Genomic DNA, 20,980 nt, shown 5'->3' with positions numbered 1-20,980 from the left:
GGTGCGGACAGCTTCGCCCGGCCGTGACGGCCAGCACGGAACCGAAGGACAGGCCGACGCCGAGCCCGAAGCTCAATGACAAGACCGCCAGCGCCGAATACCGGGCGCCGGGCTCGGCAACTTGCCGTTTGCTTTCATGCTCTTGCCGGTCATGCAGACAGAAGAGGAAAAGATGCCAAGAATCGACGATCTTTGCACATGGTCCCAGATAGCCCAGCCGAGTCCGAATTTCGTCGCTCGGCAGGGTGCGCTTCTGCAGGGAGCCATTGATATCGTCTGGTCGGAATGGGGTGTGTTCCGACGGATGATCGTCACCCGCCCTCATGTGCTGGCCCGCGAAAATGTCCTGCTGTCGTTCCTTCAGATGTCGGCAGCCAAGCTCACGGATCTGGTATTCGTCGATGCCGAGCTGATTGACAACCTCTCCGACATTCCCGGAAACGTCGCTTCTCTCGCTCCCCTCCAGGCGGCATGGCCACATGTCGTGCTACATCACACGCACATTCGAAGGTTTTATGCCTGTCGTGGCGGAACTCGTCTGCGCGACTTCGTGGAGCTCGTGACGCCTGTGGCGCATGCAGTCGGCAATGCGTCGACAGTCGACATTCTTCAAACGATCGGGACGATCGTGGAAGCTGCTTTCAGAGAAAACGTCAATCATCCGGGAAGGTACGAGGGCGTCACACGGGGCAGAAACGGCAGGATGATCGCGATCATTTGCCGGCTTTGCCGCGACTTTCCTCCTGGCAGCCATTTTGCCGGCTTTGCAGGCTGGGGAAACGGCAATCACACGTCGATTTCGACCAACATCCGGTTTCATTTCATGAAGCATGTGCTCTTCATGGATACCGAGGGCGGATTGACGGCAAACACGGCGACGCTGCTTGGCGTATCAGCCGGATTCAATAGTGTGGAAGCAACGCACCAGCTTTTCGAGGAACTCACCGAGCTGGAAGAGGAAAGCCCGGCGTTCTCGGGCGAATGCGCCGAATGGTGGCGCGCGCTCAGGATGGTGCTGCCGCGCACCGTATGCGAAGCCCGCATTGCTCCCGACGACAGGGACAGGCAGACGCTGCTCGGCATATGGTGTCCTGGGGCTGAGCTTTTATCCGGCTACATCGGCGATTTCGTGGAGTCAGGGATCATTCAGAGAAATCCCCGCTTGCTTGCCTGGTTTCTGGAAAACTATGAGCGCGCGTACCGGGACTATGCAATACAGTGCAGCACGTCCTTGCACGATATCGTCGTGAGTTCGGATGGCGACAGCGTGTTCGTGGCTGGAACGAACGGAGATGATTTCGTCATTGGCAGACTGGACGAGAGCACCGGCCAACTCGGTATTTCTTCATGCTACAAACCGGCCGATCCCAACGAAAAAATGCGCGGACACCATTTGCTGAAGCTCTGGAGCCTCGTCTGACGCTTTGAACGCGGTGTCCCGATCCCTTTTTAAATAGCAGGCCGCTGGCAACGATACGGCCATGGCGCTCAAAATCTCGTGCGCGAGAGCCGGCGCCCCGATCGTCGCAACATACGCAGCGAATGCATGAACGATGGGCGCACGCAGGGACGGGGTGCTGTCCCGCGTGCGCGCTCCCGTGGAATGCGCTGGCCGCGTCAGTTCAGCTTCACCGTGGGCCGCACACGTTCTCGGAGCCATTGGCTCGCGGCGTACATCACCGCTCGCTTGATGCCCGTGAGGCCCAAGATGTGTCTGCGGTAGAGGTGCCTGTAGCACGACGCGGCGAACCATCCGTCGATGAAAAGCGGCCGGCGCAGCAGTTCGCTCATCAGGGCTCCCGCCGCACCCGCGCGTCCGAAGGAGATGAGGGTTCCCTGATCGCGATAGGAGAAGAGCGGCACGGGGCGATCGTCGAGACGCCGCGCGAGCGCATCCGCAAGGTAGACGGCCTGCTGATAGGCCGCCTGCGCGCGCGGCGGCACGAGCGCGTCGCCCTTCGATGCGGCGCATGCGGCGCAGTCGCCCATCGCGTAGATGCCCGAGCCGAACTCGACCTGCAGCGCCCCGTCGACGATGACCTGTCCGAGCCGGTTCAGCGGCAGCCCCTCAAGCGCGCGCAGGACGGGCGGACCTTCCACGCCGGCGGCCCAGATGGTGATGTCGCTTGCGAGCGTTTCGCCATCCGCGGTCGAGACCGCGTGGGCGTCGACCGACTGCACGCGGCAGCCGAGGCGGACCTCGACGCCGAGCCCGGCGAGCACTTCCTGAGCGCGCGTCGAGATGCGCTCGGGCAGCGCGGGCAGCACTCGCGGCGCGCCTTCGAGGAGGCGAATGCGGATATCGCTTGCCGGGTCGAGCGAGGCGAGGTGATAGTCGCGCACCATCTCGGCCGAGCCGCGCAGCGCCGCCGCCAGCTCGACGCCGGTCGCGCCGCCGCCGATCACGGTCACCGAGACCGGTGTCTTGACGGCGCCGGGCGTCGCTTGCCGTGCCTGGCCCGAGCGCAGCAGGCTCGACAGCAGACGCCGCCTGAACGTCTCCGCCTGTTCCACCGTCTCCAGTGTCAGCGCGTGCTGCTCGGCGCCCGGTATCGAGAAGAAGTTCGTGACGCTGCCAAGCGCGAGCACGAGCGTATCGAATCGGAGCGTCCTGCGCGGCAGAAGCGCTCGGCCGTCGACGTCGGTTGTCTCGTCGATGACGATCTCGCGGCTGCCCGAATCGATGCTCGAGAGCGCGCCCTGCTCGAAACGGAAGTGGTTCCATTTCGCGTGGGAGGCGTACTCGATCTGATGGCTCGACGCGTCGATCTGACCCGAAGCGACTTCGTGAAGGAGCGGCTTCCAGAAGTGCGTCGGGAAACGGTCGATGAGGATCACTTCGGCCTGGCGCCGCTTGCCGACGCCGTTGCCAAGCCGCGTTGCGAGCTCCAGTCCGGCCGCGCCGCCGCCCACGATGACGATGCGGTGGGGCGAATCAACCTGGTGTCGCGCGTAAATATTCAACATCATGGCTCTCCCGGAAGTGCTTCATCGATCCGACGAAAATGCGTGACTGAACGGTGCGGACCCGCGGCGCAATGCATCGCTCAAGGGCATGCACCGCGTGATGCCCGAGCTGCGCGCCTCTTCCAGTTCGCGTTCATCGGCGCCCACCGCGACGACGCGATGGGCGGGCGTCGCAAGCGTATGAAGCGCCACCGCATAGCGCGTCCCGCATGCGCTCGATGACAGGATCGCCGAGAAGTACGTGATGCCGTCGTCTCCCAGGGTCTCGCCGATGGCGTTGTTCAGGCTCGCGGCGTTGAGTTCGCTCATGAGCAGGAGCGGGTAGCCGTCGTCCCGCGCGCTTTGCAGGAAGCGCTTGAGCGCGGCGCTCTGCGCATGTTTCGCCGCAGGCTTCGTGTCGTCGCCAGTGCTGGTCCAGACCGGGTCCATGTTTGCCACGATCGCGTCGATGGTCATTGCTTGCCTCTCGGAGATATTGAAAGCATGTGTGTCGCGGCGGGCCGGGGCTCGCTTGACGACGTCGTGGGAACAATATAAGTTCGCGAAAACATTTGCGCTATTTAGTATTTATCACCGACACATAAGTTTTTACTAATGTTAAAGACGACGACCTTCCGGCAATTGAGGACGCTGCAGACTGTCGCACGCGTGGGCAGCATCTCGGGCGCCGCGAACGAGCTGCATCTCACGCAGCCGGCGGTATCGCTGCAGATTTCGCTTCTCGGCGAGGCGGCGGGAACGCCGCTGCTGCGCAGGGTGGGGCGCGAGGTGCAGTTCACCGCCGCGGGCGAGGTGATGGCGCGCTACGCGAACGAGATCCTGAGCCTCTGGAACGAGGCCGGCGAGGAAGTGGCGGCGCTGCGCGGCGAGCTGGGCGGCACGTTGCGTATCGGCGCCATCACGACGGCGGAGTATCTCATTCCGCCACTTCTCGTCAGGTTTACGAAAGAAAGACCCGGTGTGAAGCTGCAATTCCGCATCGGCAATCGCGACGACATCGTGCGCATGCTCGCGACGAACGAGATCGACCTCGCAATCATGGGACGGCAACCGCGCGAGCTGCGCACGAGTGCTGCGGCATTCGCGAAGCACCCGATGGCGTTCATTGCCGCGCCGTCGCATCCGCTCATGCGCGCAAAGCGTCTGCACCTGACCGATCTCGAGGCGGCGAACCTGCTCGTGAGGGAGCGCGGCTCGGGTACGCGTGTCGCGATCGAAGGTCTTTTCAAGGAGGCCGGATTGAAGCTGCATGCCGCGTCTGAGCTATCGAGCAACGAAGCGATCAAGCAGCTCGTCGAAGCGGGACTCGGCGTGGCGTTCCTTTCGCTGCACGCGTGTGCGCTCGAGATGCAGGCAGGACTTCTCGCGAGGCTTCCCGTGCCTTCCACACCGATTGAGCGAGCGTGGCATGTCGTGCATATGTCGGAGCGGCGCCTGCCTCAGGTCGCCAACGCGTTTCGCGAGTTTCTGATGCAGTCGGGGGCCGCCGTAGCGGATCTGGCTTCGCCACCGGAGATGCAGAAGGCACGTGCGGGTCGCAAAGGGCAGAAGGTCTGATTTTTTCGAGGCGAGTCCCGGCCCGCCGGCGCGCTGGCGGGGATCGGCTGAAGGCGATGCCTCTTTATCCGGGTTCAGCGGCAACAGCGGTCATTGCGACGGCACTGGCGCGAGCGGCCGAGGCGGCTCGATGGCCGAGCGATCCATGGCTGCGGAGGCCGCCTGCGCGCAATTCACGGACTGTCGAACACGAAAACGCCAGGCGTGCAGTTGGATGTGACGCTCCTTGCGCATCGGATGACGGTCTGCCTGCGCGCCGTTGATACACGCGATCACCTGTTCGTCCAGTTCCATCGCAAGAAAACCCTCCGAATTCAGCGATACGGCCTTGGCGATCGAGCTATCGATCAAACCCGGACGATCGAGCATGAAACGTCGACGCACGGGCAGGACGAGAACTCGATGAGCGAGGCAAAGTACACCACAGGACAGAACGCGTCAGTACTTCGCGACGAAATCACTATCGGATTGCGGACATCGCCGCAATACACGGATTCGCACCGATCTGTTCAATGGCCCGCCGGTTCGGGCAAACCAGATAGCGTGAGATTGCCAATGAAACAGCTGATAAACCGCGCGATGTATCACCCGCTCATCGCGCTATCCATGTTCAATCTGGCTGACCTGATGTGTAGAGGAGACTACGGGCTGTCCGGCGCTCTGCTCGTTCTGGCGGCGAAATCAATGTCCCGTCTCCTGAGACTGGTCAACAAGGTCTAATACCCTGCCTCACTCCGGTGCGCCGAATGGTCTACTGAAAGTACGAATGATGCGACCTCGAGTACGATCGCTCGTCCCGCATGGCGCCTTGCATTGTCCCAAAGGGACGCGGACATTGTCCACGCGGCCCTATGGCAGCTCCCCGAGCAGACGCCACCAGCAATAGTCGAGCGGCAACAGGATCAGCAAGGTGATCGCTGCAAGCGCGATGCACAGACGGGTGCCATCCTTGATCGAAACACCGCCCAGGTGCATCGCAATCATCATTGGAGGCGATTGATACGGGAGGAAGACCGTCGAAAAGACCGGGATCTGCAGCATGAGCACCGTGTAAAGCGGCAGGCCGCTCGCGCGCGCAAGTTGTGCGGCAATCGGCGTCAGCACTGCAGGCAATCCCGGCAACGTGGTCAGCAATCCGATTGCCGCGCCGACCGCGACAATGATCGCGACGTTGCTTACCGGCTTATCCAGCGTCATTTGAGTGAACGCAAGAAGCCCGCGGGCGGCCCAGTGTCCGAGCCCGCTCTCGTTGATCAGCGCACCCAGCCCCAGGAACCCGGCGACGTAGATAAGGGGTGTGAGGTGCACCTGTTCCGTGAATTGCTTTGCATCGAGGATCCGGGTCTGCGGGAGCAGGCACGCGACCCCGGCGGCAAGACTCACCCATGCCGGCGATATCCCATGCCAGAAGTCGGTGGCGTACATGAGCATGGAAAGACCCAGTATCGCAGCGAGGGCAACCTCACGCGTCGACACATCACGCTTTGGCTCTTCAGAAGCGCGGTTGGTCTCGACCGTGTCAGGAAACAGTCTGCAAATCAGCCAGATCAGCACGATGGACTTGAGCAGGCCCAGTACCGGAAAGTGAAGCAAAAAGTACGACCCGTAGTGCAGCTTTACACCATAGAGGCTTTGTGCCGCACCCAACAGCACCGAGTTCGGGATGTTCGCGGGAAGAATGGCGGCGGGAGGCATGTAGCTCGCAGCCGCGACGCCCATCACCAACCCCGTCCGGCCACGACGCCCGTTCTCGAAACCCAGCCTGTCTGCGAGCGACATCGCGATCGGCGTCAGTAACAGAACCCGTCCGGTCGTCGAGGGCATGACAAAGGCAAGACCAACGGAGCTGAGCACCACGGTGGACACATAGTAGCGGTACGTGTTCGCGTTCATCGATAACAGGATGTCGCTAAACCGTTGCGCCAGTCCGGTCGATCGAACCGCGACTCCGGTGATAGCTCCGCCGAGCACCAGCCACCAGGCCGGCGAAGCAAATCCGCTAAATAGCGTCTCGGGAGGAGCGATGGCAAACAACATGCCACAGAGGAAGAACAGGAGCGTGGTGACCGGCTCCTTGAAGACGCCGAGCGCCCACGAGCACACGGTAAAGAGCACAAGAATCGCGGCGGCGGAAGTCGTCGCGGGGAATCCCCTGATCAAGGGCACATATCGTGACAAGCAAAGCCCTGCGAAGAGCAACGCGAGCAGCAGAGTCGCACTCGCCTCGGAACCTCGCACAGCGCTTATGGGACGGACACCCTTAAGTCCGGGAGGCTTGACCGGCTGACTCATGGTTCCTGATCCGTTATCCGTTGGCTCCAACGATGATAAGCGCAGATACAATGGCGCAGTTTCGTTTCAAGGCCATTTGCATACGAAATCATGCCACGGCGTGCAAATTACGACCCTTATCCCAAACGCGTTCCCACGCCCGGCGGACGTCACTCAGGAAAGAGGGAGAGCAAGTCGTGCTACCTCTGCGAAGTATCGCGCGCCGACAAGCAATATCGCGTCGTTAAAGTCGTATGCGGCGTTGTGGAGTGGAACACCTCCTTCCTTTCCCGTATCGCCGTTGCCAATAAAAATAAAATTGCCCGGTACGGCCTGAAGGAAAGCGCCGAAATCCTCGGAGATCATCATCGGCTGCACGCTGGCGTCGACCTGATCAGCGCCCGCGATATTGCGGGCCGCCGCAACGGCAAGGCTCACATATTCCGGTGAGTTTACGGTGGGCGCAAATTCATGCGTGTACTCGAACGTGCATTCAGCCCCGTGCGTGTTGCAGATGCCCTCGCTGATTTGGCGCATGCGGGTGGCGAGCATCGCCTGGACTTCGGGTGTGTAGCTGCGCGTATCACCCTTGATCGTGACGTTCGACGGGATGACGTTGCGGATACCGTCCGTCACGAATTCCGTGCAGGAGATGACCGCCTGCAGGCCCGGATCAAGATTGCGGGAAACGATTGTCTGCAATGCCAGCACGATTTGGGACGCGATCACGATGGGGTCGATACCCATGTGCGGCCTGGCTGCGTGCGTGCCGCGGGCCTTGATGTGAATGACGAAATTGTCTTCGCTGGCCATGATGCCGCCGCTGCGCGTAGCGAACGTCCCGGCGGGCATGCCAGGCATATTGTGCGCACCAAAAATCGCGTCGACGGGAAATCGCTCGAAGAGCCCGTCGTTCATCATCGCCTTCGCGCCGCGGCCATGCTCTTCGGCTGGCTGAAAAATAAATCGCACCGTGCCGTTGAAGTCCCTTCGTTCGGCAAGCAGACGTGCCGCGCCGAGAATCATCGACATATGTCCGTCGTGTCCGCAGGCGTGCATCTTGCCTTGCGTTCGCGATGCATGTGCGCGGCCCGGTGCGTTCTCCGCGATATTCAGCGCATCCATGTCGGCGCGCAGGCCAATCACGCCGCGGCCATTGCCGACTGCGAGGTTCGCGACCAGGCCCGTTCCTCCAATTCCCCGGTGCACGTCAAGGCCCAGGGCTTTCAAGGCTCTCGCGACATAGTCCGAAGTGGCAACCTCCTCAAAGCCGGTTTCCGGGTTCTGGTGCAGATGCTGACGCCAACTCTTCAACTGCGATTGCAAGGTGCTTTCCATGACGCGTGTGCCTTTTCGATGGTGACTCGAACTGACTTATCGAATCGTGGCTTTGAGCCATTGAGTCTGACGTGAAAGAACCGAGCCGGCCGTCTCGCCGACACATTCGCTGTAGACCGACGGTGCCGTCGCTCCCTCTGTGCTGATCACCAGAACGCGTGACGCTCTGTTCAAACCGATGGCACGCGCCACTGTCGAATCGTGCATCGCCACTTCGACGCCCGCATAGCCTGCGGCACCGGATTCGCCGACTACCAGCGGAATGTCTGCGCCGCTACCGGCCGCGAGCCTGCGCATCGCCGCGATCGCGTCTTCATCGCTGATCGTCAGGAAATGGTCCGCGCACGGTTCGAGGATTTTCCAGGCGAGTGGTGAAGCCTCTCCGCACGCAAGGCCGGCCATGACCGAATCGACGGAACCTGTCGCTTTCGCCGCGCGGCCTTCGAGCGCGCTTTGATACAGGCAATCCGCCTGCTGCGGCTCAACGACGACGAATCGCGGGCGCTTGCGGCCATGAATCTCCCAGAGATAGCTGGCGACCCCGGCAGCGAGACCCCCGACACCGCCCTGCAGAAATACATGCGTGAAAGCGGATGCGTCTGCACGACTTTCAGACTGCTCGACGATCTCGGCTGCGATCGCGCCATAACCCTGCATGACGTCGCGAGGAATTGCTTCATATCCTTCATAGGATGTGTCCGAGACCACGTGCCAACCGTTTTCCCTCGCAAGGCGTGCGGCCTCTTCTACGGACTCGTCGTAGTTGCCCTTGATCCGAATGATCTGCGCCCCATAGGCAGCGATAGCCCGTTCGCGCTCAGCGCTCACGTTGGCGTGCAGCACGATCACGCAATTGCAACCGATCGTTTGTGCCGCGGCGGCCAGGGCCTTGCCATGATTTCCGTCGGTCGCGCTGATCACGACGAGGTTCGCGAGCATGTCCTTGTAGCGTCCCTGAATCAAGCCCTTCGGATCGAGATCATGCTCGGGCCACAAACGCAGGATCAGGCGTACGAGCGCGATCGGCGCGCCCAGGGCCTTGAAACTGCCGAGCGGTGAGCGGATGGATTCGTCCTTGATGCTCAGACGCGCCACGCCAAGTCGCGCCGCCGCATCGGGCAGATCCCATAGAGGCGTAGCGGACGAGTTGAGAAGCTTCCAGTTCCTGAGCCATGCACGGCTCTCCTCAGCGGACTCGACGCTCAAAATTGCCTTCAGATCGCGGGGATAGTCAGTGTGCGACGCATGCTTGTTGGCGATCAGCATTCCAATGTGGCTCCAGTGAAAAGTGTCCGGCGCATAACGTCGACTTACCCTGCGAGAAATCGACACGCCAGCCAATGACAAAATAATATTGCTTGACGTCGTTAAATTAATCCCTAAATGTCGAGTTCCGACGCAATAATTTCTCATTCACCTAATGGAACCCGGCACCATGGCTGTCACCCTCGATGCATTCGATCGCAAACTGCTGGCCGAGGTCCAGCGGGACGCCCAAGTCCCTCAAAATGAACTTGGCACCCGGGTCAACCTCTCGACCGCCGCCGTGAACCGCCGTTTGCGCCGCCTGGCCGAAGACGGAGTGATTGACCGGTACGCGGCCATCGTCTCACCCGAAAAGGTCGGATGTCCTCTTACCATTGTTTCCATGGTGGAAGTCGAGAGCGAGCAAATCGATCTGCTCGATTCCATGAAGCGGACCTTTGAACAGTGTCCGCAGATCCAGCAGTGCTACTACGTCGCGGGTGAATGGGATTTCGTCCTTATCCTGACTGCGCGGGACATGGAGCAATACAACGACCTGACCCGGCAGCTTTTCTTTTCCAATAACAACGTCAAGCGCTTCAAGACGCTCGTGAGCATGAGCAGGGTGAAGGTCGGGCTCGGCGTGCCTGTGGATATCGACGGTTGAGGTACATCATGTGGCGCGGCACGCGGCTGACGATGCTCACGGCGTCTGCGCGACGGACCTCGCACTGCCCATCGCGACGAACGCGGCTCATCTGACCACGCTCGCGTCGTGCCAGTCGCCCCGGTCAAACTGCCGGACCGTTATCGCGCCGTTGCGAATGTCGCCGTTTCCGTCAAACCTGATCGGACCCGTCACACCGTCCATTGCGAGGTTCTGAAGCTTGGGCAAATAGACTTTCGGGTCGACCGAGTCGGCTGCCTGCATCGCACCGGCCATCGCCATCACGGCATCGTAGGCATACGGCGCGTAGAGTTGCACCGGAACGCCGAAGCGCTGCTGGTAGCGCTTGAAGAATGCGTCTCCCTGCGGCATTTTCGACGGCGGCACGCCCGCCAGCGTGCAATACGTGCCGCTGTTCATCGCGGCGCCAGCGAGCTTGATGAATTGCGGCGTACAGGCCTCGTCGCCCGCAATGAGCTTGGCCTTCAGGCCAAGCTTTTGGGCCTGCTGGACGAATGCGGCCGCTTGCGTATCGCCGCCGGTGAAGACGATTCCGTCGGGCACGTGGGCCTTGATAGTCGTGAGCACGGCCATCCAGTTGGTGGTTTTGTCGGTGCCGTATTCACGCGCGACAACGGTGCCTGCCGAAGCCTTGACGGCTTTTTCGACTTCGTCGGCAAGTCCCTGTCCGTAGGCCGTTCGATCGTCGACGATCGCGATCTTCGTCGCCTTCAGTTCCTTCACGAAATAGGTGCCAATGACCGTTCCTTGCCGCACGTCGTTCGCAACCATGCGAAAGACGTTCTTATAGCCCTGCGCCGTCAGCCTGGGGTTGGTTGCGGACTCGCTGATCATCGGTATGCCGGCATCCGAGTAGATCTTCGACGCGGGGATCGACGTGCCGGAGTTCGCGTGGCCGACCACGCCTGCAACACGATCATCGACCAGCTTCTGCGCAACGGTCACAGCGGTCTTCGGGTCGGCGGCGTCATCCTGCGAATCCAGTGCGAACGTGACCGGCTGCCCCCCGATACGGAGTTTCTTCGCGTTGAGATCCTCGATGGCGAGCCGGACGCCGTTCTCGTCATCCTTGCCTATGTGGGACAGCTCGCCGGTTAAGGGTGATACCTGGCCGATCCTGACCGTGACATCCGCCTCCGCCATAAGCGGCTGCACGGCGAATGCCATCGTCAGTAGAGAAGGGATGAATCTCGGGTTTTTCATGCTCGGGCGCTCGCTGGGTTGCGTCGACGATTGAAGGAAACTCGGGCACTTCCGCGGCCTTTTTGGATCGCGTGAGGCTGTAATGATCGTAAAAGACTGGCGCGATAGCCAAAATCCTCCGGTTGCGCTGCGATGCAATTTCTAACCGTTCTGACGCGGAAAAGTGAGAGATTTTTGACGTCGATGTTGCGGGGAGAAAGTGGTGCAGTGGTCAGCGGTGCAGGAAGTCGGCGCGACGCTGGATCGGCGCAAAGCATCAGTGATGCGGGCGACCGGCGAGAACGCTTCATATAGGGAAAGCCACGAGCGCGCACTGCTGGCGATGTTGCTCGATGGTGCGAACGGACAACGCGGGTTACGGGCGATCGAGCGCGTGCAAGTGTTGCGGGATCACGCAGATCCGGCGTAGCGGGATGTGATGATCGGTATCGGCTTCGACGGCCTTGAATCGAAGGCCGCGGTCCGCGGTCAGGAGAAGCGCGGCGCGATCGTGTGCGAGCGAACCGGCACCGGGTTGGGCACCGGCTTGTATTCCGGGCGCATGCTGAAGCTGTTCAACGCACGGCAGGGCGGCACTCCGTCCACCCGGCGTTCGCAGTCAAGGAATTGCCCCACGTACCGGCGTGGCGGATGGCTAGGTAAAGTCGCTCTTGAGATGCGCGCGAACGCGCTTAGCGACGAACAGCGGGATGTAGTCGATGATTCTCGCGTCCTGCTCGAACTCCGCCCAAACATCTGAATATATTTTGGATACCGTTTCAGGAGATGCGTGAGTCTCCTCTGCAATTGCTCGTACGATTTCCTCAACATTCGGCTGAGCCATCTGCTGCTCCTTCTCAGTAATTGAAATTTTTTGCCGCGCGAGAGGCGATTAAACTCGCACACACATTCGCGTTCCAATTGAAATCAACTATCAATTCGTCAGCAATCTTTGGCGGTAAATTTCAATAATCCTTAAATGCCTACTGCAAGAACACAGCGCGACACTTCTGCGTCGAACACGCGGTTCGTTTGTCCGTCACGCGTTTAAATAATGACGCAGCCGGGATTAAGAGGCGATGAAAAGGGATTTACTTTCCCAAAAGCGGGTGTCTCTTCCAATCTGCGGTTTTTCCGCGCATCGCCCGACGCGGATTCGTGATTGGCAATTGAAATGCAACCCAGCTAGCGTTGCCATGCCATCCGCCTGAAGTGTTACCGCGAGGCTGCATGAACCGAACGTGACGCCGGCCGCAAAGCAGGCATGCTCTGCTGCCGGCAGGCACCGCATTCAACCGCCACGTTCCATCAGTACTTGATGTCCCGCTTTTCCTGGCGGCCGCCCTGCTTCGTGTCGCGCTTGTCCTGCCGGCACTGGGCGTTGCTCTTCTGGTTGGCGGCCCGGCAGTCGACTTTGTTCGAACGCGCGTCCTGTTTGGCATTCTGGTTTGCGTTCCTGCCTTCCTGGCGCTGTTGCGACTGGTTGGTGGCGAGGACAGCGCCCGACAGCGCCAAGAGTCCGGCTGCGGCCAGCATTGCGCACGTCCGCCTCCAAAGTCCGTTTCCTGATTCGACCATTTTCACGCTCCTCTGTGCTTGGTTGAAACGGCGGTCAGTTGCCGCGCCGAGCCGCCTTCGCATGCTCGTAGAGAGCCAGACCCAAGAAACCACGTCCGATAAAGGCGAGCATCCATTACCGGCAGTCCATGATGGCACGAATGAGCGGCGACGAGAACGAATTCACATGCGGCAGTCATTCCCCGGAGGGAGCAATTGCTCGTGAGTGGCCGACGAGCCATCGGCTCGATCGACTCAGGCTTCAAGGCGAGGCACAGATGCTAAGCGAATTCATGTTCACATCGGCGTGCAATGCGCCTGCGGCACGGCAAGGCAATGGCCCGCGCGACGCCAGCCGCGCCGGGATTCACATCGGCGGGAATGCGGCAACCGGTTATGTCTCACCCGATGGAGCAGGGCTGGCATCGTCACCATGCTCTTTGACTGCATGCTTGCCGAGATATTCATCGACCGCGCTGCCTATCGTGGGATGGAATTGCGCGTCACCGAGAAGGTCCGTCAATTCGAAGCGCCTGAGCTTGTCGCGCACCGGGTCCTTGAGTTCGGCAAAGTGCAACTCGATGCCACGCGCGCTCAGCTTGTGGATCAGTTCGCGAAGCATATCCGCCGATGTCACGTCCACGCTCGTCACCGGCTCGGCCGCCACAACCACTCTGCGCACGCGTGTCGGCGATTCCGCGATAGCCTCTGACAGACGCTCCTGAAACAGCTCGGCGTTGGCGAAGAAAAGCGGCGCATCCCAGCGGAACAGCACGAGACCGGAAATCCGTTTGCCGTGCGGATAGCGCTTCAGGTCGTGATAGCCGCGCAAGCCGGGAACGCGCGCGAGAACCGCGAAATGCGGTCTCCAGCCATCCCACAGAAATTCGATGATCGCTATCATCACCGCGAGGCAGATGCCGGGGATGGCGCCAAAGATAGCGACGCCCGCCAGGCACGCGATGGATAGCCAGAACTCCCATTGCTGGATGCGGAAAATGCGCTTGAGGTCGTTGATCTCGAAGAGGCCGATGGCGGCGGCAATGACCACCGCGGCGAGCGCGCTGGTGGGCAGATAGCGCAGCAGGTTAGGTGCCGCCAGCAGCAGCGCCGCGACCGCCACGGCGCCTACGACGCCCGTCAACTGGGTTTTCGCGCCCGCGGCTTCCGCTACGGGGGTGCGGGAGGAACTGCTGCTGATCGGGAAGCCCTGGAAGAGTCCCGCCGCGAGGTTGGCGGCCCCCAGGCCAATCATCTCCTGGTTCGGGTCGACCCGGCTGTTGGCGCGTGCAGCAAAGGTTCGCGACAGCACGCTGGTGTCGGCGAAAGCGATGAGCGCGACCGCGCAGCCGCCAAGGACGATCTTCGTCAAGTCCGCGCCGCTTGCCCACGGCAGCGCAAACGAAGGCAGTCCCTGCGGAATCTTGCCGAGCACCTTGACGCCAAGATCGTCTAGGTCGAATACGCTGACGCACAATGTCGCCAGCACGACCGCGATGAGAATGCCCGGAAGCTTTTCGAAGCGCTTAAGGAAGAGGATGAGCGCGAGGCTTCCTGCGCCCACCGCGAAGCTGATCCAGTTGACCTTGCCCGCGGCGATGGCCTGCGCGAGGCTGACGATATCGCGAAGCGGTCCATGTTCCTCGATGGAGATGGCGAACAGCTTGGGCAATTGGCTGATCAGCACCGCGAGCGCAATGCCATTCATGTAGCCGTAGCGGATCGGCTTGGACAGCAATTCGGTGATGAAGCCCAGCCGCAAGATTCCCATCACGACGCAGACCACGCCGGAGACGATGGCCATCATGCTGGCCACGGCGATCGCGCGAGAGGGATCGCCGGCGGCGACCTGCGCAACCACCGCCAATATCGGTGCGGCGAGCGCGGAGTCCGGCCCGAGCACCAATATCCGGCTGGGCCCGAACACCGCATAGGCGAGCAGCGGAACAATCGTCGCGTACAGGCCGTATACCCCCGGAACGCCCGACGCCTCCGCATAGGCGATGCCGACCGGCACCAGCATCGTGGTCAGCACCAGACCGGCGGCAAGGTCCTTCGGCAGCCAGCTTGCCTGATACCCTTTGACGACCTGGATGACGGGCAACGAGCGAAGCCATCGCTGTGCGCTTCCGGTACCGCGCTTCGAATGAATGGGACTGTTGGTCCGCATGGCTCGCACCTCCAGACAATTGAGAGGCATGGAAAGCGACAATACGCTCTCGACCTTGCTGTCTGGATGGTACCGTTCCTGAGCGGCGAGTCAAACCGGCTATATGCCGCGAAGGTCTCGGACATGGGTCCGGCAGGCTCGCCAGATCCACCCTTGGTGACACCAGGGAGCGGGGAGGGGATAGAGGAACTCGACTGGACGACAGCGACCCATCGGCGCGACTCAACTCATGGACTGGACGCCCGAACGTCTCTTGAACCTCGGTAGAACCTCGTCACTGCGCAGGTTGCAGATGCGATGATCCTCGTCATTGCTGCAGGGCGTCAGTGCGCGGACATGACGCTCGCCAAATGACAAGCCCATGCAGAAGGCTTTAGCGAGCCGCAACGGTCAAACGAGCGCCTGGCTGGCTGCGGCCGCGCGGCTGCGCAGCCAGTTGATGCTGGCGAAAAGCAGCACGGCGAACACGATCAGCATCGTGGCCACCGCGAGTATCGAAGGATCGATCGAGTCGCGAATGCCGCTCCACATTTGCCGGGGCACGGTCCGCTGATCCGGGCCGCCGATGAACAGAATGACGATCACTTCGTCGAACGAGGTCGCGAAGGCGAAGACGCTGCCTGTCGCGACCGCCGGGGTGATGAGCGGCAAGGTCACGCGCCTGAACGTGATCCAGGGCGTCGCGCCGAGGCCGGACGCGGCGCGCAGGAGGCTCTGGTCGAACGAAAGCAGCGATGCGGTCACGGTGATGACCACGAACGGTGTGCCGAGCGCCGCATGCGCCAGCACCACGCCGGGGTAAGAGTTCACGAGACCGAGCGGCGCGAAGATCAGATAGAAGCCTGCGGCGACGACGACGATCGGCACGATCATCGGGGAGATGATGATCGGCATGATCAGCGAGCGCAGCGGAAACTGCGCCCGGCTCAGGCCCAATGCGGCAAGGGTGCCCAGACAAGTGGCGATCAGCGTGGATGCCGCGCCGATGCCGATGCTGTTCAGGAGCGAGCGCTGCCAGTCCGCGCTTGTGAGCGCCTGTTCATACCAGCGCAGCGAGAATCCCTGCAACGGGTACGAGAAGTACGATCCGGAATTGAACGAGAGCGGGATGATCGCGAGAATCGGCGCAATCAGAAAGAACAGCACGAGCGCCGTATGCAGGCGCACCCAGCGCCCGGCAATGCGTTCCGTCAGCACCTTGTTGCGTTGTTCTTGCATGTCGTTCCTTCGTCGTGTCGGCATCGGTCAACCAAAGCGCAGCCGGTCGATGCCGACGATCCGGTTGAACAGGAAATAGAAAATCGCCGTGAAGATCACCAGGTACGCCGAGAGCGCTCCGGCGAGCCCCCAGTTGAGCTGCGTGTTCGTCTGTATCGCGATGAGCTGGCTGATCATTTCGTCGCCTGCGCCGCCGAGCAATGCAGGCGTGATGTAATAACCGAGCGCGAGCACAAAGACGAGGAAGCAGCCCGCGCCCACGCCCGGCAGCGTCTGCGGGACGTAGACGCGCACGAACGCGGTGACTGGATGCGCACCGAGCGACTGCGCCGCGCGCACATACACGGGCGACACACCCTTCATCACCGAATAGATGGCAAGAATCATGTAAGGCAACAGCACGTGCGTCATGCCGATGAGCACACCCGCGCGGTTGAAGACGAGCGCGACGGGACGCGTGGCGAGGCCGAGTCCCATCAGCAGACTGTTGATGACGCCGCTCGGCTGAAGCAGCACGTACCACGCGGTCGTGCGCACGAGCAGCGACGTCCAGAACGGCACGATCACGAACAGCATCAGGCGGTTGCTGCTTTTCGCGGGCAGATTGGCGAGCAGCCACGCTACCGGATAGCCGAGCACGAGGCACAAGAGCGTGACCGTGGCGCTGATCGTTATCGTGCGCACGAACGCCTGTCGGTAGATTGAAGCGTTGTCCGGCACGGATGCGACCGAGCCTTGCGGCGTCACTTGCGCATCGACCGCTGCGAGCAGGTAGTCCGGCGTGGGCGAGGCGGCGGCGCGCTTCAGCAAGCGCCAGATCTCCGGCGAATTCCAGCGCTCGTCGAGTTCGATGAGCGCGGGCTTCCACGCGGGCGGTGCGTCGGCCGGCAGTCCGCGCGCAGTGCGCATCAACAGGCTTCGGAACTCGGGCTGAGCGAAGTTCAGACGCCGCGCGACGGTGCCGAGCTGCCCGCTTTCCTGCGCTTGCCTGAGTCCCGACGCGAGCAGGGCGAACGTACGCTCGTCGGGTACGCCACGCCCGTCCCAGGCATCGAGCGCATGCGTGAGCGCGGGCATGCTGTCAGGCACTTCGCGGTTTTCCACGCTGCGCGCGAGCAGCAGCGCGATCGGCGCGATGAACGTGGAAAGCAAAAACACGATCAGCGGCAGCGCAAGCAAAAGCGCTTGAACTGCCGCACGGCGGCGCGCCTTCTGATACGACGCGCGGCCGTCGGCTCTCGCTGGAGAGCCCGAAGGCGCGGCCGGGGCCGAAGCGGGCATGTTGGTGGTCGCAGTCAAGTTGTGCTCTCGTCGAACGGTGACGCTTCAGGGCGTGCAAATGGCGGCGTTACTGCGTGAGCCACACCTGAAAGCGCTTGTTGATCTGGTCCGCGTTGTCGGCCCAGAAGTTCGCGTTGATCTGCACGGCGCGCTTGAAGTTGTCGGGCGCGGTCGGCAGATCGGCAAGACGCTGCTTGTCGACGAGCGCAATCGCATCCTTGCGCGGCGGCGCATACGCGATGTACTTCGACAGGTCCGCATACGCTTTCGGCTGCGAAGCGGAGACAATGAATTTCGCGGCAGTGTCGGCGTGTTTCGCGCCAGTCGGAATGCCCCACCATTCAAAGTCGTACACCTGCGCGTCCCAGACCGCCTTGAAGGGCTTGTTGTCCTTCTTGGCTGCATCGTCGATGCGACCGTTATACGCCTGCGTCATCACGACCGCGCCATCCGCGAGCAGTTGTGGCGCCTGCGCACCCGACTCCCACCACACGATGTTCTTCTTGATGGTGTCGAGCTTCTTGAACGCGCGATCGACGCCGGCCGGCGTGCCGAGCACCTTGTAGACATCCTTCGGGTCGACGCCGTCCGCGATCAGCGCCCACTCCATCGATACCTTCGGCGACTTGCGCAGGCCGCGTTTGCCCGGGAATTTCTGCAGATCGAAGAAGTCATTGACGGTCGTGGGCGCTGTCTTGAGCTTGCTCGCATCATAGGCGTAGACCGTGGACCAGACCATGCTCGCCACCGCGCAATCGCTGATCGAGCCGGGGATGAAATCGCTCGTCTTGCCTATCGATTTCTTGTCGAACTTCTTGAGCAGGCCTTCATCGCAGGCGGTGATCGCGTCGTTCGTTTCGAGGTCGATCAGATCCCACGTGGTGTTCTTCGCCTGCTCCATGGCGGAAAGCTTGGCGAGGCCGCCGTCATACGATTCAGTCGAGAAGCCGACGCCGGTGGCCTGAGTGAACGGCTCGAAGTACGCCTTCTTTGCGGCGGCCTCGTATGCGCCGCCGAAGGTCACGACGGAGAGCGTCTCGGCTGCCTGAACGGTGACGCTGGCGAATGCGAGTGCGGCGAGTGCGGCACACTGGGCGTGAAGGTTGGTGCGCATGTCAGTTGGCTCCTGCTATAGCGGGCGTGATGATGGAAGTTGACGGCGGTGTGGAGGGTTGGGGCGCGCACGCGCCGCGTGGCGCGCTCATCGCGAGGATCTTGCAGTCGTCGTGGCGCCATGCGATATCGATCGCGCTGCCGGGGGAGGGCAGCGCGTGGCGCTGCGTATTGGGCAGTTTCACGACAATGTCGTCCCGCGAGCCGAGCTTCAGATGCACGCGATGATGATCGCCGCAATACACCAGTTCCTCGACGCGAGCGTGGACCACGTTGCTGTGCTCGTCGATGTTCGTTCCCTCCGCGCTCGGGATATGCGCGCGCTCGGGGCGCAGCGCGAGCATCGCTTGATCGCCCGCGTTGAGGCCGCGTTCGCAGCGTCCGCGAATGACGCTGCCATCCGACAGCGCGAGCGTTGCCCAGCCCTCGCTTGCATTGACGACGCGTCCGGTCAGCCCGTTGTTCTCGCCGACAAAGTTCGCAACGAATGCGTTCTGCGCGTTTTCATACAGTTCGCTCGGCGTGGCGGCCTGCTGAATGCGGCCGTCCGAGAAGACGGCAACGCGGTCCGACATCGTCAGCGCTTCGGCCTGATCGTGCGTGACATAGACGATCGTGAGCGAAAGTTCCCGATGCAGGCGCATGATCTCGTACTGCATCGTTTCACGCAGACGCTTGTCGAGTGCGCCGAGCGGTTCGTCCATCAGCACGACGCTCGGTTCGAACACGAGCGCGCGCGCGAGTGCCACGCGCTGCTGCTGGCCACCGGAGAGCTGTGCGGGACGCCGGTTTGCAAGATGCGGGAGTTCGATCATCTCGAGCGCGCGCTTCACGCGTGCCTTCTGCTCGGCGCGGCTCACGTGCCGGACCGAAAGCGGAAACGCGACGTTTTCGGCAATCGTCAGATGCGGAAAGAGCGCGTAGTTCTGAAACACCATGCCGATATCGCGCTGATGCGGCGGCTTGTCGTCGAGACGGCGGTCGTCCAGGCGAATCTCGCCCTGCGTCGGCGATTCGAATCCGGCGAGCATCATGAGGGTGGTTGTCTTGCCCGAACCCGACGGCCCGAGCAGCGACAGGAATTCTCCCTTGCGCACGTCGAGGTTCAAATCCTCCACGACGTAATGCACGCCGTCATACGATTTGCTTACGCCCGAGAATGAAATGAAGGAAGGGTTTGACATCGTGATCGTGTCCTGTCGGAGTGCCGCCGTAATCAATGCTCGCCGAGCTTCTTCGCGAGATAGCGCGCGAAGTCATAGTTGGGGCGTTCGAGATGGCTCAGATGGCCGGGCTTTGCAAGCGGTGCATGCACGCCGCGAAAGACCGCTTCCACGCCGCGCTTGTCTTCCGCGTTGACTTCGTCGAGCAGCGTCTTCAGCGCCGCCATGTGAGCGTTGGCATCGGGGTCGGAGATGAACTCCGGCGCAAGCCCGCCTCCGAAGCGGATATGGACGCGCCCGACCCCTTGCGGCTGCAACACGAGATACCAGAAGTAGCCCGGCGTGAGCGTGACGAGATGCGTCGGATAGATGGCGAGCAACGCCGTGGTCTTGCGCCAGTGTCCCGTGAGCCGCGTGTTGTCAGGATGCGCGTTGCCGATGGGCAAAGACGCTTCCTTCGTGATCCAGTGGTAGTTGAAGGCGGGAGAGCCCGGCGGGCATTCCATTTCCTCGAGCCGCGAATGCGGTCCTACCGTCGCGCGATGCAGCATCGGCAAGTGATAGCTTTCCATGAAGTTCTCGGCGAGGATCTTCCAGTTGGTATCCCACACGTGCTCTTCATAGAAGGTCTCGATGTAGTCGGACATGCCGTACGCGCCGATGAGTCCGCTCAGTTCGGTCAGCTGTTCCTCGACGGGGGGCGCATTCTCGTCGAGCGTCACGTAAATCCATCCCTGCCATTCTTCGCAGCGCACGGCGGGCAGCTTGTAGCTTTCCTTGCAGAAGCCCTCTTGCCGGTCCATGAGCGGTGCCCCTCGAAGCTCGCCATCGAGAGAATAGTTCCACGCGTGGTAAGGGCATATGATCCGGCGCACATTGCCGCGTCCTTCGAGCAGCACCGACATGCGATGCAGGCACACGTTGGACATCGCCTTGAGTTGCATCTGCTCGTCGCGCAAAACCACGATGGGTTGTGCGCCGATATGCGCCGTCAGATAGTCGCCGGGAGTCTTCAACGCGCTTGCGCGGCCGACGCACAGCCATTCATGCTGGAAGATATCGCGCTCTTCCAGCGACAGGAATTCGGGCGACGTATAGGCGCCAGGCGGCATGGAGCGCGCATGGCCAAACGAGCGTTCGCAACCGGCCTGCAATTCTTCCACAAGCGCTTGCACCTCGATCGTCCTTGCCGGCTTTGCCATGGAGCCTCCTTGATCAATCACCGTGGGA

At 61.7% G+C, this 20,980-nt stretch carries 20 protein-coding genes; 5 read left to right on the top strand and 15 right to left on the bottom strand.

Translation table 11 applies throughout. The annotated features are described in order from the left end of the window. Positions 1–172: 172 nt before the first annotated feature. On the top strand, positions 173–1,420 hold the full coding sequence (locus BG61_RS13245) for a hypothetical protein (RefSeq protein WP_129572334.1): 1,248 nt from the start codon (positions 173–175) through the stop codon (positions 1,418–1,420). Positions 1,421–1,617: 197 nt separating this feature from the next. Here BG61_RS13245 and BG61_RS13240 read toward each other — a convergent pair whose 3' ends face one another. Both BG61_RS13240 and BG61_RS13235 read right to left on the bottom strand, forming a co-directional pair. Then, complete coding sequence (locus tag BG61_RS13240) at positions 1,618–2,970, bottom strand: NAD(P)/FAD-dependent oxidoreductase (protein ID WP_051672482.1); 1,353 nt, start codon at positions 2,968–2,970, stop codon at positions 1,618–1,620. An 18-nt stretch (positions 2,971–2,988) separates the two neighbouring features. Further along, entirely contained in the window at positions 2,989–3,423 is a 435-nt protein-coding gene (locus tag BG61_RS13235; protein ID WP_035939749.1) for a hypothetical protein, read from the bottom strand. 138 nt (positions 3,424–3,561) lie between these two features. On the opposite strand from BG61_RS13235, the gene BG61_RS13230 reads away from it, so the two are divergent. Beyond that, positions 3,562–4,524 (top strand): LysR family transcriptional regulator, encoded by a 963-nt coding sequence (locus tag BG61_RS13230; protein WP_035939750.1) that lies wholly within the window; start codon positions 3,562–3,564, stop codon positions 4,522–4,524. Positions 4,525–4,614: 90 nt separating this feature from the next. Here BG61_RS13230 and BG61_RS13225 read toward each other — a convergent pair whose 3' ends face one another. Further along, complete coding sequence (locus BG61_RS13225; RefSeq protein WP_035939752.1) at positions 4,615–4,893, bottom strand: hypothetical protein; 279 nt, start codon at positions 4,891–4,893, stop codon at positions 4,615–4,617. A 33-nt stretch (positions 4,894–4,926) separates the two neighbouring features. On the opposite strand from BG61_RS13225, the gene BG61_RS43275 reads away from it, so the two are divergent. Beyond that, entirely contained in the window at positions 4,927–5,244 is a 318-nt protein-coding gene (locus BG61_RS43275; protein WP_081868058.1) for a hypothetical protein, read from the top strand. Between the two features lie 129 nt (positions 5,245–5,373). Here BG61_RS43275 and BG61_RS13220 read toward each other — a convergent pair whose 3' ends face one another. The 3 genes from BG61_RS13220 to BG61_RS13210 form a co-directional block, all read right to left on the bottom strand. Beyond that, positions 5,374–6,690 carry an SLC13 family permease gene (locus BG61_RS13220; protein WP_370818105.1) on the bottom strand — a complete coding sequence of 439 codons (1,317 nt, stop codon included), beginning with the start codon at positions 6,688–6,690 and terminating at the stop codon, positions 5,374–5,376. A 279-nt stretch (positions 6,691–6,969) separates the two neighbouring features. Further along, positions 6,970–8,133 (bottom strand): M20 aminoacylase family protein, encoded by a 1,164-nt coding sequence (locus BG61_RS13215; RefSeq protein WP_035939754.1) that lies wholly within the window; start codon positions 8,131–8,133, stop codon positions 6,970–6,972. A 36-nt stretch (positions 8,134–8,169) separates the two neighbouring features. Beyond that, positions 8,170–9,399 carry a diaminopropionate ammonia-lyase gene (locus BG61_RS13210; protein WP_035939755.1) on the bottom strand — a complete coding sequence of 410 codons (1,230 nt, stop codon included), beginning with the start codon at positions 9,397–9,399 and terminating at the stop codon, positions 8,170–8,172. A 169-nt stretch (positions 9,400–9,568) separates the two neighbouring features. Between BG61_RS13210 and BG61_RS13205 the strand changes: the two genes are divergently transcribed. After that, complete coding sequence (locus tag BG61_RS13205) at positions 9,569–10,045, top strand: Lrp/AsnC family transcriptional regulator (protein WP_035939828.1); 477 nt, start codon at positions 9,569–9,571, stop codon at positions 10,043–10,045. 87 nt (positions 10,046–10,132) lie between these two features. On the opposite strand, the gene BG61_RS13200 is transcribed toward BG61_RS13205, so the two are convergent. Beyond that, the gene (locus BG61_RS13200; RefSeq protein ID WP_035939757.1) at positions 10,133–11,269 is read right to left on the bottom strand and encodes a branched-chain amino acid ABC transporter substrate-binding protein; all 1,137 of its coding nucleotides are present in this window, start codon (positions 11,267–11,269) and stop codon (positions 10,133–10,135) included. Positions 11,270–11,471: 202 nt separating this feature from the next. Here BG61_RS13200 and BG61_RS13195 point away from each other — a divergent pair, with 202 nt between their 5' ends. After that, entirely contained in the window at positions 11,472–11,678 is a 207-nt protein-coding gene (locus BG61_RS13195; RefSeq protein ID WP_129572335.1) for a hypothetical protein, read from the top strand. A 225-nt stretch (positions 11,679–11,903) separates the two neighbouring features. On the opposite strand, the gene BG61_RS13190 is transcribed toward BG61_RS13195, so the two are convergent. From BG61_RS13190 to BG61_RS13155, 8 genes are all read right to left on the bottom strand, one after another. Beyond that, the gene (locus BG61_RS13190) at positions 11,904–12,092 is read right to left on the bottom strand and encodes a DUF3562 domain-containing protein (RefSeq protein WP_035941691.1); all 189 of its coding nucleotides are present in this window, start codon (positions 12,090–12,092) and stop codon (positions 11,904–11,906) included. A gap of 464 nt (positions 12,093–12,556) precedes the next feature. Further along, positions 12,557–12,826, bottom strand: a complete 270-nt coding sequence (locus BG61_RS13185; RefSeq protein ID WP_035939760.1) for a hypothetical protein — start codon at positions 12,824–12,826, stop codon at positions 12,557–12,559. A 373-nt stretch (positions 12,827–13,199) separates the two neighbouring features. Further along, a complete protein-coding gene (locus BG61_RS13180; RefSeq protein ID WP_035939762.1) occupies positions 13,200–14,975 on the bottom strand; it encodes a SulP family inorganic anion transporter in 1,776 nt (591 codons plus the stop codon). A gap of 390 nt (positions 14,976–15,365) precedes the next feature. Continuing rightward, positions 15,366–16,193 (bottom strand): ABC transporter permease, encoded by an 828-nt coding sequence (locus BG61_RS13175; protein WP_035939763.1) that lies wholly within the window; start codon positions 16,191–16,193, stop codon positions 15,366–15,368. A gap of 27 nt (positions 16,194–16,220) precedes the next feature. Beyond that, the gene (locus BG61_RS13170; RefSeq protein WP_035939765.1) at positions 16,221–17,474 is read right to left on the bottom strand and encodes an ABC transporter permease; all 1,254 of its coding nucleotides are present in this window, start codon (positions 17,472–17,474) and stop codon (positions 16,221–16,223) included. A gap of 67 nt (positions 17,475–17,541) precedes the next feature. Further along, positions 17,542–18,588, bottom strand: a complete 1,047-nt coding sequence (locus tag BG61_RS13165) for an ABC transporter substrate-binding protein (RefSeq protein WP_035939767.1) — start codon at positions 18,586–18,588, stop codon at positions 17,542–17,544. Position 18,589: 1 nt separating this feature from the next. Further along, positions 18,590–19,771 (bottom strand): ABC transporter ATP-binding protein, encoded by a 1,182-nt coding sequence (locus BG61_RS13160; RefSeq protein ID WP_035939830.1) that lies wholly within the window; start codon positions 19,769–19,771, stop codon positions 18,590–18,592. A gap of 32 nt (positions 19,772–19,803) precedes the next feature. After that, positions 19,804–20,952: an SRPBCC family protein gene (locus BG61_RS13155; RefSeq protein ID WP_035939768.1), complete on the bottom strand. Its 1,149-nt coding sequence runs from the start codon at positions 20,950–20,952 to the stop codon at positions 19,804–19,806. Positions 20,953–20,980: the final 28 nt, after the last annotated feature.

The sequence above is a fragment of the Caballeronia glathei genome, assembly GCF_000698595.1.
In the GTDB taxonomy this organism is placed as follows: domain Bacteria; phylum Pseudomonadota; class Gammaproteobacteria; order Burkholderiales; family Burkholderiaceae; genus Caballeronia; species Caballeronia glathei.
This window is presented reverse-complemented; position numbering and strand designations above follow the sequence as displayed.

Excerpts from the sequence above, each read along its gene's own strand:
- BG61_RS13155 (WP_035939768.1), bottom strand. The coding sequence starts at position 20,952 with ATGGCAAAGCCGGCAAGGACGATCGAGGTGCAAGCGCTTGTGGAAGAA.
- BG61_RS13185 (WP_035939760.1), bottom strand. The coding sequence starts at position 12,826 with ATGGTCGAATCAGGAAACGGACTTTGGAGGCGGACGTGCGCAATGCTG.
- BG61_RS13245 (WP_129572334.1), top strand. The coding sequence starts at position 173 with ATGCCAAGAATCGACGATCTTTGCACATGGTCCCAGATAGCCCAGCCG.
- BG61_RS43275 (WP_081868058.1), top strand. The coding sequence starts at position 4,927 with ATGAGCGAGGCAAAGTACACCACAGGACAGAACGCGTCAGTACTTCGC.
- BG61_RS13205 (WP_035939828.1), top strand. The coding sequence starts at position 9,569 with ATGGCTGTCACCCTCGATGCATTCGATCGCAAACTGCTGGCCGAGGTC.
- BG61_RS13160 (WP_035939830.1), bottom strand. The coding sequence starts at position 19,771 with ATGTCAAACCCTTCCTTCATTTCATTCTCGGGCGTAAGCAAATCGTAT.
- BG61_RS13215 (WP_035939754.1), bottom strand. The coding sequence starts at position 8,133 with ATGGAAAGCACCTTGCAATCGCAGTTGAAGAGTTGGCGTCAGCATCTG.
- BG61_RS13210 (WP_035939755.1), bottom strand. The coding sequence starts at position 9,399 with ATGCTGATCGCCAACAAGCATGCGTCGCACACTGACTATCCCCGCGAT.
- BG61_RS13200 (WP_035939757.1), bottom strand. The coding sequence starts at position 11,269 with ATGAAAAACCCGAGATTCATCCCTTCTCTACTGACGATGGCATTCGCC.
- BG61_RS13175 (WP_035939763.1), bottom strand. The coding sequence starts at position 16,193 with ATGCAAGAACAACGCAACAAGGTGCTGACGGAACGCATTGCCGGGCGC.
- BG61_RS13225 (WP_035939752.1), bottom strand. The coding sequence starts at position 4,893 with ATGCTCGATCGTCCGGGTTTGATCGATAGCTCGATCGCCAAGGCCGTA.
- BG61_RS13190 (WP_035941691.1), bottom strand. The coding sequence starts at position 12,092 with ATGGCTCAGCCGAATGTTGAGGAAATCGTACGAGCAATTGCAGAGGAG.
- BG61_RS13165 (WP_035939767.1), bottom strand. The coding sequence starts at position 18,588 with ATGCGCACCAACCTTCACGCCCAGTGTGCCGCACTCGCCGCACTCGCA.
- BG61_RS13235 (WP_035939749.1), bottom strand. The coding sequence starts at position 3,423 with ATGACCATCGACGCGATCGTGGCAAACATGGACCCGGTCTGGACCAGC.
- BG61_RS13180 (WP_035939762.1), bottom strand. The coding sequence starts at position 14,975 with ATGCGGACCAACAGTCCCATTCATTCGAAGCGCGGTACCGGAAGCGCA.
- BG61_RS13230 (WP_035939750.1), top strand. The coding sequence starts at position 3,562 with ATGTTAAAGACGACGACCTTCCGGCAATTGAGGACGCTGCAGACTGTC.
- BG61_RS13240 (WP_051672482.1), bottom strand. The coding sequence starts at position 2,970 with ATGATGTTGAATATTTACGCGCGACACCAGGTTGATTCGCCCCACCGC.
- BG61_RS13170 (WP_035939765.1), bottom strand. The coding sequence starts at position 17,474 with ATGCCCGCTTCGGCCCCGGCCGCGCCTTCGGGCTCTCCAGCGAGAGCC.